Annotated in this window: 14 protein-coding genes; 6 read left to right on the forward strand and 8 right to left on the reverse strand. The window is 70.4% G+C overall.

Going from position 1 to position 12,336, the window contains the following annotated elements; all coding sequences use genetic code 11:
* The first annotated feature begins 307 nt into the window (after positions 1-307).
* Complete coding sequence (locus tag G9Q41_RS01745; RefSeq protein WP_165631501.1) at positions 308-1,453, forward strand: adenosine deaminase; 1,146 nt, start codon at positions 308-310, stop codon at positions 1,451-1,453.
* A 173-nt stretch (positions 1,454-1,626) separates the two neighbouring features.
* Here G9Q41_RS01745 and G9Q41_RS01750 read toward each other — a convergent pair whose 3' ends face one another.
* From G9Q41_RS01750 to G9Q41_RS01760, 3 genes are all read right to left on the reverse strand, one after another.
* Positions 1,627-3,963: a heavy metal translocating P-type ATPase gene (locus G9Q41_RS01750; protein ID WP_165631500.1), complete on the reverse strand. Its 2,337-nt coding sequence runs from the start codon at positions 3,961-3,963 to the stop codon at positions 1,627-1,629.
* 573 nt (positions 3,964-4,536) lie between these two features.
* Complete coding sequence (locus tag G9Q41_RS01755) at positions 4,537-4,818, reverse strand: metal-sensitive transcriptional regulator (RefSeq protein ID WP_092521457.1); 282 nt, start codon at positions 4,816-4,818, stop codon at positions 4,537-4,539.
* Between the two features lie 206 nt (positions 4,819-5,024).
* The gene (locus G9Q41_RS01760; RefSeq protein ID WP_245695614.1) at positions 5,025-5,339 is read right to left on the reverse strand and encodes a metalloregulator ArsR/SmtB family transcription factor; all 315 of its coding nucleotides are present in this window, start codon (positions 5,337-5,339) and stop codon (positions 5,025-5,027) included.
* 188 nt (positions 5,340-5,527) lie between these two features.
* On the opposite strand from G9Q41_RS01760, the gene G9Q41_RS01765 reads away from it, so the two are divergent.
* The 5 genes from G9Q41_RS01765 to G9Q41_RS01785 all read left to right on the forward strand — a co-directional run bounded on the left by G9Q41_RS01765 (position 5,528) and on the right by G9Q41_RS01785 (position 8,016).
* The gene (locus G9Q41_RS01765) at positions 5,528-6,586 is read left to right on the forward strand and encodes a cation diffusion facilitator family transporter (protein ID WP_165631499.1); all 1,059 of its coding nucleotides are present in this window, start codon (positions 5,528-5,530) and stop codon (positions 6,584-6,586) included.
* Positions 6,587-6,707: 121 nt separating this feature from the next.
* Positions 6,708-6,863, forward strand: coding sequence for a hypothetical protein (locus G9Q41_RS01770; protein WP_165631498.1), 156 nt, complete (start codon positions 6,708-6,710; stop codon positions 6,861-6,863).
* A 145-nt stretch (positions 6,864-7,008) separates the two neighbouring features.
* On the forward strand, positions 7,009-7,236 hold the full coding sequence (locus G9Q41_RS01775; RefSeq protein ID WP_092521453.1) for a hypothetical protein: 228 nt from the start codon (positions 7,009-7,011) through the stop codon (positions 7,234-7,236).
* Between the two features lie 117 nt (positions 7,237-7,353).
* A complete protein-coding gene (locus G9Q41_RS01780; RefSeq protein WP_092521450.1) occupies positions 7,354-7,551 on the forward strand; it encodes a ubiquitin-like protein Pup in 198 nt (65 codons plus the stop codon).
* A 180-nt stretch (positions 7,552-7,731) separates the two neighbouring features.
* Positions 7,732-8,016 carry a DUF6480 family protein gene (locus tag G9Q41_RS01785; RefSeq protein WP_092521448.1) on the forward strand — a complete coding sequence of 95 codons (285 nt, stop codon included), beginning with the start codon at positions 7,732-7,734 and terminating at the stop codon, positions 8,014-8,016.
* Between the two features lie 61 nt (positions 8,017-8,077).
* Here G9Q41_RS01785 and G9Q41_RS01790 read toward each other — a convergent pair whose 3' ends face one another.
* The 5 genes from G9Q41_RS01790 to G9Q41_RS01810 form a co-directional block, all read right to left on the reverse strand.
* The gene (locus G9Q41_RS01790) at positions 8,078-8,389 is read right to left on the reverse strand and encodes a hypothetical protein (RefSeq protein ID WP_092521447.1); all 312 of its coding nucleotides are present in this window, start codon (positions 8,387-8,389) and stop codon (positions 8,078-8,080) included.
* A 202-nt stretch (positions 8,390-8,591) separates the two neighbouring features.
* The gene (locus G9Q41_RS01795) at positions 8,592-9,890 is read right to left on the reverse strand and encodes a UDP-glucose/GDP-mannose dehydrogenase family protein (RefSeq protein WP_165631497.1); all 1,299 of its coding nucleotides are present in this window, start codon (positions 9,888-9,890) and stop codon (positions 8,592-8,594) included.
* A 13-nt stretch (positions 9,891-9,903) separates the two neighbouring features.
* The gene (locus G9Q41_RS01800; protein ID WP_165631496.1) at positions 9,904-10,662 is read right to left on the reverse strand and encodes a UDP-glucose 6-dehydrogenase; all 759 of its coding nucleotides are present in this window, start codon (positions 10,660-10,662) and stop codon (positions 9,904-9,906) included.
* Between the two features lie 12 nt (positions 10,663-10,674).
* Positions 10,675-11,634: a glycosyltransferase family 9 protein gene (locus G9Q41_RS22535; RefSeq protein WP_347567432.1), complete on the reverse strand. Its 960-nt coding sequence runs from the start codon at positions 11,632-11,634 to the stop codon at positions 10,675-10,677.
* Positions 11,625-12,314 (reverse strand): SDR family oxidoreductase, encoded by a 690-nt coding sequence (locus G9Q41_RS01810; RefSeq protein ID WP_092521444.1) that lies wholly within the window; start codon positions 12,312-12,314, stop codon positions 11,625-11,627. The genes G9Q41_RS22535 and G9Q41_RS01810 overlap by 10 nt, the downstream gene beginning before the upstream one ends.
* Positions 12,315-12,336 lie beyond the last annotated feature (22 nt).

Here is a 12,336-nt window from a genome sequence, read left to right on the forward strand (position 1 = left end):
GGTATATGATTGAAGCAGGTCGGGCGTGTCGCTTGACGAACGGAAAACGCGTTGTGTAGATACTTCACCCAAACCCAACTTGTCTGACAGCATCCCCTCTCTCGTCCGTCCCGGAACACGCGCTCCCGGACGGAGCGGAGTAGACCGCGGGGTCTTGCCGTGCCGACGACGCGCGAGGACTCCCCGGCGCCTCGCCGCACCCACTCGAGCAGGGCACGCGTTGCCCGGCGCCCACCCCGCGGAAGAGTCCACCCGCGAACCGGGACACCGCGGGACAGCACAGTCCTGCAAGGAGGTACCGCCCTTGATGGCGACAGCACCGACGAAGGAACAGATCGAACAGGCCCCGAAAGTACTGCTCCACGACCACCTCGACGGCGGACTCCGCCCGCGCACCGTCGTGGAACTCGCCGAACGGACCGGTTACCGGCAGCTGCCCGCGACCGACCCGACCGAGCTCGCGAAGTGGTTCGCCGGGGCCACCGAGGCGAACTCCCTCGAGGAGTACCTGGAGCGGTTCGCGCACACGGTCGGCGTGCTGCAGACCCCGGAGGCGCTGACCAGGGTGGCCGCCGAGTGCGCCGAGGACCTGGCCGCCGACGGGGTGGTCTACGCCGAGGTCCGCTACGCGCCCGAGCTGAGCACCCAGGGCGGCATGGAGCTCGACGAGGTGGTCGAGGCGATCCTGGAGGGGTTCCGGCAGGGCACCGACCGGGCCGCCGCGGCGGGCAACCGCATCCGGGTGGGGCTGCTGCTGTGCGCGATGCGGCAGGAGTCCCGTTCCTCCGAGATCGCGCGGCTGGCCGTGCGCTACCGGGACTCGGGAGTCGTCGGATTCGACATCGCAGGCCCCGAAGCAGGTCACCCGCCGACCCAGTCGCTGGAGGCCTTCGAATACCTGCGCAGGGAGAACTTCCACTTCACCATCCACGCGGGCGAGGGATTCGGCCTCCCCTCCATCTGGGAGGCCATCCAGTACTGCGGTGCCGCCCGCCTGGGGCACGGGGTGCGCATCCTCGACGACATCACCTTCGACGCCAACGGCCAGGCACGACTCGGACGTCTGGCCTCGTTCGTGCGGGACCGGCGCATCCCGCTGGAGATGTGTCCGCGTTCCAACGTGCACACCTCGACGGTGAACTCCCTGGCCGAGCACCCGATCGCCCTGCTGCGGCAACTACACTTCCGAGTGACCGTCAACACCGACAACAGGCTGATCAGCCAGACGAGCACGAGTCGGGAGTTCACCGAGCTCGTCGACCACTTCGGCTACACCCTGGACGACCTGCAGTGGTTCACGGTCAATGCCATGAAGTCGGCCTTCCTGCCCTTCAACCAGCGATTGGCCCTCATCAACGAGGTGATCAAGCCGGGCTATGCCGCCCTGCGCTCGGAGTCCCTGTTCGGCAGGGTCGACGACTCCGCGGGGCCGGTCCCCACGGGTCGGCTCTGAGCACCGTCGAGGGGACACCGGCCGGGACCGGATGGGCGAATCCGCTGATGCCCACCCGGTTCCCGGCCTCGACAGGCGCTCTCCCGGTGGGGCGTACCCGCCGGGAGAAACGAGCGCCCGAAGCGGGCGGGACAGCTCTCTCCCGCGCGGTGCCGCGCTGCGCGGGAGAGAGCTCACCCCACCACCCGCTCGGCTTCGCCCGCGGAGCTCCGAGCGGGAACGCTGTCCAGCTTCGTCGCCCGTGCCGTGCTGCGGAAACCACGCAACCGCAGGCTGTTGCTGACCACGAACACCGAGCTGAACGCCATGGCCGCACCGGCGATCATGGGATTGAGCATCCCCGCCGCGGCCAGGGGAAGCGCGGCGACGTTGTAGGCGAAGGCCCAGAACAGGTTGCCCTTGATGGTGCCGAGGGTCTTCCTGGAAAGCCGGATCGCGTCCACCGCGGCCCGCGGATCCCCCCGCACCAGGGTGATGTCGCTGGCCTCGATGGCGACGTCGGTACCGGTGCCCATCGCCAGGCCGAGGTCGGCCCCGGCCAGGGCAGCGGCGTCGTTGATCCCGTCACCGACCATGGCGACCACCCCGCCGTCCGAGCGCAAGCGGGCGACGACGTCCACCTTCTCCTGCGGCAGGACCTCGGCGACGACCTCGTCGATGCCCACCCGGGAGGCGATCGTCCGGGCCACGGCCTCGTTGTCCCCGGTGAGCAGCACGGGCTTGAGCCCGAGCTCGCGCATCTCGCGGACCGCCTCGGCGGCCGTGGGCTTGACGGTGTCGGCGATCACCAGCACGGCGCGGGCGCGACCGTCCCAGGCCACGACGACGGCCGTGCTCCCGTCCCGCTCAGCGGCCAGCTTGGCCCGCCCGAGCTGGTCACCGAGCGAGACGCCCCACTCCTCGAGCAGCTCGGCCCGCCCGACCAGCACCGCTTTCCCGGCGACGGTGCCCCGCACACCGAGGCCCTCCACGTTGGTGAACTCCTCGATCGCGGGCAGCGATCCGGTCCGCTGCTCCGCCCGCTCGGCCACGGCCCGCGCGATAGGGTGCTCCGATCCGCTCTCCAACGCCCCGGCCAGCGCGAGGGCCTCGTCGGCGGACTCGCCCTCGGCCGTTCGGACGTCGACGAGCTCCATCCTGCCCGTGGTGATGGTTCCGGTCTTGTCCAGCACGACCGTGTCCACCCTCTTGGTGGACTCCAGCACCTCGGGCCCCTTGATCAGGATCCCCATCCGGGCACCGCGGCCGGTCCCCACGAGCAGGGCCGTCGGCGTGGCCAGGCCGAGCGCGCAGGGGCAGGCGATGATCAGCACTGCCACGGCCGCCGTGAAGGCCACCGAGACGCCGCTTCCGCTCCACAGCCAGAACCCGAGCGTGCCGAGGGCGAGAACGATCACGATCGGCACGAAGACCCCGGACACCCGGTCGGCGAGCCGCTGGACCCGGGCCTTGCCCGTCTGGGCCTCCTCGACCAGCTTGGCCATCTGGGAGAGCTGGGTGTCGGAACCGACCCTGGTGGCGCGCACGACCAGCCTGCCCCCCGCGTTGACGGTCGCTCCCACCACCGAGTCCCCGGGGCCGACCTCGACCGGAACGGACTCGCCCGTCAGCATGCTCGCGTCCACGGCCGAGGTCCCCTCGGTGACGACACCGTCGGTGGCGATCTTCTCCCCCGGCCGGACGACGAAGAGATCGTCCACGCGCAGCTGCTCGGTGGGAACGCGCTGCTCCCGTCCCTCGCGCAGGACGGCCACGTCCTTGGCCCCCAGCTGCAGCAGCGCCCGCAGCGCGTCCCCCGAGCGGCGCTTGGACCGGGACTCGAAGTACCTGCCGGCCAGGATGAACGTGGTGACCCCTGCGGCCACCTCCAGGTATATCGAGCTGCTCCCGTCCGTTCGCTCCACGGTCAGCTCGAAGGCGTGGGTCATCCCGGGGACTCCGGCGTCGCCGAACAGCAGCGCGTACAGCGACCAGCCGAACGCGGCCAGAGTGCCCATCGAGATCAAGGTGTCCATCGTGGCCGCCCCGTGACGCAGGTTGGTCCAGGCGGCCCGGTGGAACGGCAGGGCTCCCCACACCAGCACCGGAGCGGCCAGGGTCAGCGAGATCCACTGCCAGTAGGTGAACTGGAGCAGCGGGACCATGGCCATCGCGATGACCGGCGCGGAAAGCAGCGCGGACACGACCAGCCGCTGACGCAGCAGCTGCAGCTCGGCGTCGTCGGCGGGCTCGCCCTCCTCGGAAGCGGAGTCCCGCTCGCGCGGGCTCTGCGGCAACGTGGCGCTGTATCCCGCCGCCTCCACGGTCCTGACCAGATCGTCCGTGCCCACCCCGGAGGAGGACTGCACCTTGGCCTTCTCGGTGGCGTAGTTGACCGTCGCCGCCACTCCGTCGAGCTTGTTGAGCTTGCGCTCGACCCGCGAGGCGCACGAGGCGCAGGTCATTCCGCCTATGGACAGTTCGATCTCCGTCGCCGCGGACGGGCGCGCCTCCTGCTGGTCGGTGCTCATCCTTGCCACCCCTTCCTGCCGGATTCCGTCCACGGGCGAGCAGCACCCCGCGTCACGGAAGCCACGAGAGCGAAACGCCTCTCGCACGGGCGCCGGCACCCGGCATCAGCCGCGCCGACACTGCCGGGCCTTCCGCTCGGCATCGCCGAGTGGGGCTCGTCCCCACCGCGTGATCCGAAATTATACGGTACGGGGGTACCGTGTCAAACAGTTGCACCACCGCTCGACCGACACCGTCGCGGGAAACAGCGGCAACCACCAGGCGGCGCGATCATCCGCGACCAGCACCGGACACCGGGCGGATCACCCCGGCGAACAGGAATCAAGAACGCGGGAACTCACCGGGCCGCCCCGCCCGCCGAGCGGGAAGGACCGCCACGGCCCCGGCTTCCGTCACCGAAGGGTGCGTCACGGAACCGCGAACAGCCGAACCACCTCGGCCGCGCCCTCCGGGGCACCGCACCCCCGGGGGCTCCGGCGCACACCTTCGCTCGTGCTCGACCCGCGGCCGGGCAGCAGCCCCGCAGCGCGGGCCGGGACATCACCCTCCCGAACAGAGCCGCAGGGCGCGGCTCACGAGCGCACCAACCGCGCGATCGCGTCGCTGGCCTCGCGAACCTTCTCGTCGGCCGCCTCGCCACCCTCGTTCAGCGCCTCGGCGACGCAGTGCTTGAGGTGCTCGTCGAGCAGCCCGAGCGAAACCGACTGCAGCCCCTTCGTCGCGGCCGAGATCTGCGTCAACACGTCGATGCAGTACTCGTCGTTCTCGACCATGCGGGCCAGCCCCCGGATCTGCCCCTCGATGCGCCGCAGCCGCTTGAGGTACTCCTCCTTGTCCTGCGTGTATCCGCGCACAGCACACTCCCATCGCCTACTTGACCGGCCGCCTCCAGACTACCCCCTACCCGTAACCCCGGAAGACGCGACAAGAGGGACGAACCTCGTCCGACACCCCCAGGGGGTGTCCTTCGGACAGGGGTGACGCAGTTCGCCCCGCCTCGCGGAACCCCGCCTCAGCACGCCTCGACCACCGGAGCGAACGCCTCCCCGCGCGGGGGTCATCACTCCCGGTGGTCGTCGTGGGCCAGCACCAGCTCGACGAGCTCGCGCACGTGGTCGTCGTCGAGCGCGTAGTAGATCGCGCGCCCCTCGCGGCGCGTCCGGACCATGGACTCGGAGCGCAGCAGCCGCAGGTGCTGCGAGGTGGCCGCCTCGGACAGGCCGATGGTCGCGGCCAGGTCGTTGACCGACAGCTCCGTCGCGGCCAGCAACGCGATGACGATGCGCAACCGAGCCGCCTCGCCGAGCAGGTGCAGGGCACGCGTCACCCGGAAGACGGTGGCCTCGTCCGGCATGGCGGCGCTCGCCTGGGACACGCGGTCCGGATGCCTCAGCCGAAACGCGGGTTTCGACGACTGAGCCGGACGATCGGTCGGACGCACCGGCTACCTCCTCCCGATTCCGAGACGCTGCCCGGACAGCCTACTAGTTGCACGAATGCGCAACTGTTTATAGATTTACCTCTAAGCAGATGCGCAAGTATTGATGCATTGGAGAGCGGGCAGTGCACGAGCAAGAGGCCGACTCCCGGCACGCGGAGCTCCACGGAGCTCACGGCCACGGCCACGGCCACGGCCACGGCCACGGCCACGGCCACGAAGTGAAGCCGAACGCGGACAAGAAGAAGCTGGCCCTCGCCCTGGTCCTGCTCGGCGGCTTCATGATCGGTGAAACCGTCGCGGCGGTGCTGGCCAACTCGCTGGCACTGCTGTCGGACGCCGCGCACATGCTCACCGACACCGCCTCGATCGCCTTCGCGCTGATCGCCATGGTGCTGAGCACGTGGAGCAGCTTCGGCTCCTACACCTTCGGGCTCAAACGCTCGGGAACGCTCGCGGCCTCGATCAACGGGCTGACCCTGACCGGACTGGGCGGCTACCTCGGCTACGAGGGCATCCACCGGCTGATCGACCCGCCCGAGGTCGGTGGAGCCACCGTGCTGATCGTGGGCTGCACGGGAATCGTGGTCAACCTGCTGGCCACCTGGACCCTGGCCAAGGCCAACCGCGACAGTCTCAACGTGGAGGGGGCCTTCCAGCACGTCCTCAACGACCTCTACGCCTTCATCGGCACCACCGTGTCCGGGCTTCTCGTGCTGACCACGGGGTTCATGCGCGCCGACGGGCTGGCCGCCCTCCTCGTCGCCGCCCTCATGCTCAAGGCCGGTCTCGGACTGATCGGCGAGTCCACCAGGGTGCTGCTGCAGGCGGCACCCCGCGGACTGGACCCGGAGCGGATCCGTGCCGCGTTGCTCTCCGAGCCGAGAGTCACCGAGATCGGTGACCTGCACGTCTGGGAGGTCACCTCCGGATTCCCCGCCCTGTCCGCCCACGTGGTCGTGCAGGACCACAGCGATCCCGACGACGTCCGCAGACAGCTGACCCAGTTGCTCGGCGAGGAGTTCGGCATCGATCACACCACCATCGAAGTGGCCCGCTGCTCCACCGCGCCCGCCGCGGAGAACATCACCGCTCGCGGATGCCCCCCGTTGCGGAGCGACTCGCCCGGCCGGCAGCTCCCACCGGAGACGGCGACGGGCACGAGCCGCGGCCACGGCAGGTGATCCAGTCCCGAGGCGCGAAAACCGTCCCCACCCGGTCCGAACGAGGTTTGCCCCGGGGCGGGGTCTGGGAACCCGGGAACGGAAATCCCCTCAACCACAACGGGCCACTGGAGTGATCGGAATGCATCACTCGGCGCAGGACGCTGAACAACATCCCCCGGAGAAGGAACTCCGGGAAACGCGGATTCCCGCTCCTCCACCCTCCGAGATCTCCCGGAGGGAAACCGAAACGCAGGACGCGGAGGACGACACCGTCATCACGCTCGGATACAACTGAGGATTCGACGTGTCCGACGAGGACCCTCCGAGCGCTCGGACAGGCGCTGTCCGGCACCAGCAGAACACGCGTCAGCACAACCCTCGCTCGAATCTCGTCCTCCAGCGAGCACGGTGAAAACCCCCGAAGGAAGAAAGGGGATCTCATGGCTCAAGAACAGGAAAGCCCGCTCAAGGACAAGAACTACAACCTGATCACGGTGCTTCAGCAGTCCCTGGAAAACGTCTGGGTCGTGGACAAATACATCCAGGACGCCGAAAACCAGGGAGACGAGGAACTCGCCAGGTGGTTGCGCGCCATCAAGGAGAACAATCAGAAGGCCGGCGAACAGGGCAAACAACTCCTGCAAAAACGCCTGCAGGGCGAGCAGTGACTGTTTCGGGGCAGACCCGAGCGCCGCGCGAATCCCGGCCGGTTCTCCGGTGCTCCCGACGGCCCGCCCTTTCCCCCGAAGGGCGGGCACACCGTCCCCCATCCCGGGAGAGATCCGATGCAGCAGGAAAGACCATCACGGAACGAGAAGCGGGACCCCGCGGCGGAGAACGCCGAGACGCGAGAGCCCGAAGGAAGTCAACGGCGCGAACAACTCGCCGACGACACCGATTCCACTCTCGAAGAGATAGACGACGTCCTCGAGGAGGACGCCGAGCAGTTCGTCCGCTCCTACGTGCAAAAGGGTGGCCAGTGACCCCGCCGGGGAGGCCGGGGAGAAAGCCCGCGCCCACGGATCCCCCGCTCGTCGTTTTGGGCCCGCTTCCGCCCGGGAATTCCCCCTCGGGGTGCGGGAGAGAACGCTGAAGAACGCTGGGGGCGAGCTCGGCCCAGCGGTCCCGCCCGCCGCCGTCCAACCGCTTTTGGGGCATCCGCCATGCAACGACAACAACCGCCCGAGAACCGGGGGCGCGGTGACCGCCCCGAGGAAACCCCCGGGCCGGATCCGGAACGCACCCCCGGCCTGGATGCCGGAGGATCCGTGCCCGCGGGCGAGACCCCTCCCGAGGCGTCCTCGGCCAGTCGCGCCCTGTCGCACCCGCAACCCGCCACCGCTCGCCCGGCCACGTGGACGTGGATCACCGTCACCGGGGTGGTCGCCCTGCTGCTGGCCGGCTTTTTCGTCGCCATGGGAATCGGCCTGCTGCCCTTCGGCTGGTGAGCCCGGGGGCACCGTCGAGCCCGTCCCGGTTCGAGAACGGGTGCCACCGACGGATCGGGTGCTACCGACCTCCGGTGAGCACCGTTGCGCTCCGGACGCCCTCGGGAGCGCGTCCCTCGAGGAGCATCCGCAGGCAGGACTGCCCGGTGGCGGGCGAGAGGCATTCCACCCCCGCCTCCCGGGCCCGTGCCAGCGCACGGCCCTGCTCAGGGGTGCAGCTGCCGTCGAGCACGTCCTCGTCGGCGATCACGTACCGCACTTCCGGATCCACTTCTTCGACGAGTCGGAAACCGGACCTGTGCGCCCATTCCCGGAACTTCTCCAACTCGGCTGAACTCCCGATCAGCAGGATCGTCGTCCCGTTGGAGTACATGATCGCCCCCTTTCGTACTCTGCGAAGAGAATTCCACCGTTCACCCGTCCGCGCTCACCCGCGCTACCGAGTCGTCCCCGTCACCACGGGCGGGGCCGCCGGTGAGCGGCCGTGCCGCTTCGCACCATCGGGATACCCGATCCCCGGGGCGGACAAACCACCTGCCACGGACTCACCCGCCCCGCCGACCAGCGGCGCCGGGTCAGCCCGGACGTCCGACACCGCACCAGCGCAGTCCCGCACGCCGCACCACCTCCGGATCCAAGTGGTTGCGGGTGTCCACCACCACCGGCCGTTCCAGGAGCGCACCCAGACGCCGCCAATCCAGCTCCCGAAAACCGGACCACTCCGTCAGCAGCACGAGCCCACCCGTGCCTTTCGCCGCCTGGTAGGCGTTGTCGACCAGGGTGATACCGGCCAGTTCCGCCTCGTCACCACGCAAGCCGGGGTCCACCGCGGTCAGCTCCGCCCCCAAGCGGCTCAACCCGCGCGCCACCGCCAGGGCCGGTGAGTCACGCAGATCATCGGTGCCCGCCTTGAAGACCAGACCGAGCAGCCCCAGGCGCACCCCCTCCAGGCAACGCTCGGGGCCGGAACCGCACACCTCGGCGACCCGGGAAACCATCCTCGCGCGCTGCCGTTCGTTCGCCTCGACCGAGGCCCGCAGCAGCGCGAACTCGAACCCCACGGTCTCCCCCGCACGCAGCAACGCCCTGGCGTCCTTGGGCAGGCAGGAACCTCCCCACCCAGGCCCGACCGCGAGGCAGGCGTCCCCCACGCGGGGATCGTGCCGCATCCCCTCCGTCACCTTCGCCACGTCGGCACCGGCGCCCTCGCACAGCCCGGCCACCGCGTTCACGTAGGAGAGCTTGGTCGCCAGCAGGCAGTTGGCCGCGTACTTGACCATCTCCGCGCTCTCCCGGTCGGTGCGCACGACCGGGGCGTGAAGCCGCTCGTACAGCGCCACGACCTCCTCGGCGGCCTCAGTCCGCTCCGCCCCGACCACGATCCGCTCCGGATACAGGAAGTCGTGCACGGCCGAGCCCTCCCTGAGGAACTCGGGGTTGCTGACCACGGCCACGTCCGAGCGCGCGACCGAACTCGCGATCCACGCCGAAGTGCCCACTGGAACCGTGGACTTCGCGACGAGCACGCACCCGCTCCGCAGCGAGCCGCCGATCTGCCCCACCACGGACTCCAGCGCGCTCAGATCGGCCGCGCCGTCCTCGCCCATCGGCGTCGGCAGGCACAGGAACACCGCATCCGCCTCGGACACGGCCGGACCGCTCTCCGCGGTGAACTCGAGAGTCCCCTCCCGCAGCCCGGAGTGCACCAGCTCCCGCAGGTCCGGCTCGCGGGTGCGCACCTCGCCGCGGGCGAGCCTGCCCACCTTCCCCCGGTCGACCTCGCAGCAAACCACCCGGTGCCCCAGCATGCTCAGGCAGGCGGCGGTGGTCAGTCCCACGTAGCCGGCTCCGATGACGACGACCCGACGCGACATCGCTCCCACCCCGTCACGAACCGGGCTCGTCGAGCGCCGTCGACAACAACCGCTCCCCGGAATCCGACCACCGGAGCAGCTCGTGCAGGCTCCGGTGCTGCCCCGCGCTCAACGGGGCGGATCCCGTCGGGAAAGCGCCGAACCTGGTGTCGTAGCTCAGGGCCTCGACCACCCGCGAGACATCGGCTCCCACCCTGTCGCACAGCTCGGCCAACGAGTTGACGAAGGACTGCTTGACGGCCGCGTACCCGTTCACGGCGTGCGGCAGCAGATCCGCGCTGTTCACATCGGTGTGCAGCACCGGCGCCGCCACCGAGCGGTACAGCGCGGCCACGGCCTCTCCGGCCCACCGACTCGCGGATCCGATCACCAGGCACTCCGGCCGCGCGAACTCCTCGGCCGTGGCGGGCCACCCCTCGACGCGGGGCTGGCTCACCAGGGCGAGGTCGTCCCTGCCGATCCACCGGCCCAGCCGGTGCGTCGACTCCCAGGGGGGCGCGCAGGTGTTGACCACCACCCCACCCCCGCGGAGCCTCGCCCGGACCGCGGCGACCACCTCGGAAGAGTCCCCGGCACCGCACACGAAGACGAAGTCGGGCTCGCCCGCCCCCGCCGCTTCGGGCAGCGCGCGGCCGCGCGCTCGCGCCTCGCCCGCGTCCCGGCCGGTGAGCACCACCTCGTGCCCCAGTCCGACGAGCCCGGTGAGCACGGACGGAACCAGCTCGGTGTCCCCGACCACCGCGATGCCGGGGCGTTCTCGGACGGTGGGCATGGTGGTCTCCCCTCACGAGGCCGCGCTATCCGCGTAGCTGCTCAGCAGGCTCGTGGCCGCTTCAGCGACCCTGTCGACGGTGATCTCCAACAGCCCGCTGTCGGGCCGATCGGCGAAGGTGTCGCCGTGATGACCGGTCCACAGCGCGATGTGCGCCCCTCCGGAGGGCGGACCCCAGTGCTCCGGGGAAACCGGCCCGAACAGGACCACGGACGGGGTGTCGTACGCCGTGGCCAGATGAGCCACCCCGGTGTCGCCGCAAACCAGCAGCTCCGCGTTGGCCACGAGAGCGGCGAGCTCGGTCAAACCGTGATCGCCCGCGAGCACGGAATCGGCGGGCAGCCCCGCGCTGCTCGCCACGCGCTCGGCCAGCGCTCTCTCCGCACCGCTTCCCGAGACGACCACGTCACGACCGGCCCCGGCCAGTCCGTCCGCCAGCGCGGCGTAGCGCTCCGCGGGCCAGCGACGAGCCGCGTGGCTGGCACCGGGGTGCACGACCACGGCCCCCGGCGCGGGCCCCGCGGTCCCGGGACGGGCGATCCCCAGGTCCGCGGAATCGCTTCCGATCCCGAAGTGCTCCAGCATGCGGCACCACCGACGTGTCTCGTGCTGATCCGGTTCCCAGGCGGGCCCGTCCAGCTCCGGCCGCACCGGATGCGCGTGGGAAAGCACGTGCTCGGCTCCGAGACGGCACAGGGCCCGCACGCTCTCCGGGCCGGACCCGTGCAGGTTGACCGCCACCCCGGGTGGGGGAACCGGTGCCTCGAAGTCCTCGGGACCGGTGGCGTGCCACAGCACGTCGACCGCGCCCGTCAGCGCGACCAGCTCCGCCAACTGGCGGGGGGCGGCCAGCACCAGCCTGCTGTCCGGCCACGCCCGCCGCAGCCCCCGCAGCGCGGGAACCCCGGTCAACAGGTCCCCTATCCCCAGGGCGCGCAGCACGAACACGCTGTCCGGGGAGCTCACGGCCACGAGGACTCCTCCGAGGAGCAGACCACCATCTCCCGAACCTCGCACCCCGGTGGCTGACGCAGCGCGAACACGACCGTTTCGGCCACGTCCTCCGGCCGGTTGAGCTTCGCGTCGGCCGGCGGCTTGTACTGCTCGTCGCGCCCCTCGAAGAACGAGGTGTGCATCCCGCCCGGAACCAGGGTCGTCACGGCGACGCGACCGGCCGTCTCGGCGGCCAGGGAACGGCTGAAACCGAGCACGCCCGCCTTCGAGGCGCAGTAGGCCGTGGCGTCGGGAACGGCCTTCAACCCCAGCGTCGACGAGCAGGTCACCACCGTTCCCTCGCTGGCGAGCAGGTACGGCAGCGCGCGGCGGACCACGGCCACCGTTCCCAGCAGGTTGACGCCGACGACGCGCTCCCAGTCCGCGGCGGAGACCGAATCCAGCGCCCCGCAGGAATCCACCCCGGCCGCGGTGAACACGGCGTCCAACCGCCCACCAGCCCCTTCGACCAGTTCGCGGACGGCGTCCTCCGCGGAGGCCCGATCGGCCAGGTCCGCTCGGGCGTGCGCGACGTCCGCCTCGGGAGCCGCCTTGTCGAGCACCAGCGGAGTGCCGCCGTACCGGGAGACCGCTTCGACGGTCGCGGCCCCCAGTCCGGAAGCACCACCGGTGATCAGGATGTTGCCGAGTGATTTCATGCCGCCCCTCCTTGTCGGACTT

Source organism: Actinopolyspora sp. BKK2, from assembly GCF_011291845.1.
In the GTDB taxonomy this organism is placed as follows: domain Bacteria; phylum Actinomycetota; class Actinomycetes; order Mycobacteriales; family Pseudonocardiaceae; genus Actinopolyspora; species Actinopolyspora saharensis.

Excerpts from the sequence above, each read along its gene's own strand:
- G9Q41_RS01745 (WP_165631501.1), top strand. The coding sequence starts at position 308 with ATGGCGACAGCACCGACGAAGGAACAGATCGAACAGGCCCCGAAAGTA.
- G9Q41_RS01750 (WP_165631500.1), bottom strand. The coding sequence starts at position 3,963 with ATGAGCACCGACCAGCAGGAGGCGCGCCCGTCCGCGGCGACGGAGATC.
- G9Q41_RS01770 (WP_165631498.1), top strand. The coding sequence starts at position 6,708 with ATGCATCACTCGGCGCAGGACGCTGAACAACATCCCCCGGAGAAGGAA.
- G9Q41_RS01775 (WP_092521453.1), top strand. The coding sequence starts at position 7,009 with ATGGCTCAAGAACAGGAAAGCCCGCTCAAGGACAAGAACTACAACCTG.
- G9Q41_RS01780 (WP_092521450.1), top strand. The coding sequence starts at position 7,354 with ATGCAGCAGGAAAGACCATCACGGAACGAGAAGCGGGACCCCGCGGCG.
- G9Q41_RS01785 (WP_092521448.1), top strand. The coding sequence starts at position 7,732 with ATGCAACGACAACAACCGCCCGAGAACCGGGGGCGCGGTGACCGCCCC.
- G9Q41_RS01790 (WP_092521447.1), bottom strand. The coding sequence starts at position 8,389 with ATGTACTCCAACGGGACGACGATCCTGCTGATCGGGAGTTCAGCCGAG.
- G9Q41_RS01795 (WP_165631497.1), bottom strand. The coding sequence starts at position 9,890 with ATGTCGCGTCGGGTCGTCGTCATCGGAGCCGGCTACGTGGGACTGACC.
- G9Q41_RS01800 (WP_165631496.1), bottom strand. The coding sequence starts at position 10,662 with ATGCCCACCGTCCGAGAACGCCCCGGCATCGCGGTGGTCGGGGACACC.
- G9Q41_RS01810 (WP_092521444.1), bottom strand. The coding sequence starts at position 12,314 with ATGAAATCACTCGGCAACATCCTGATCACCGGTGGTGCTTCCGGACTG.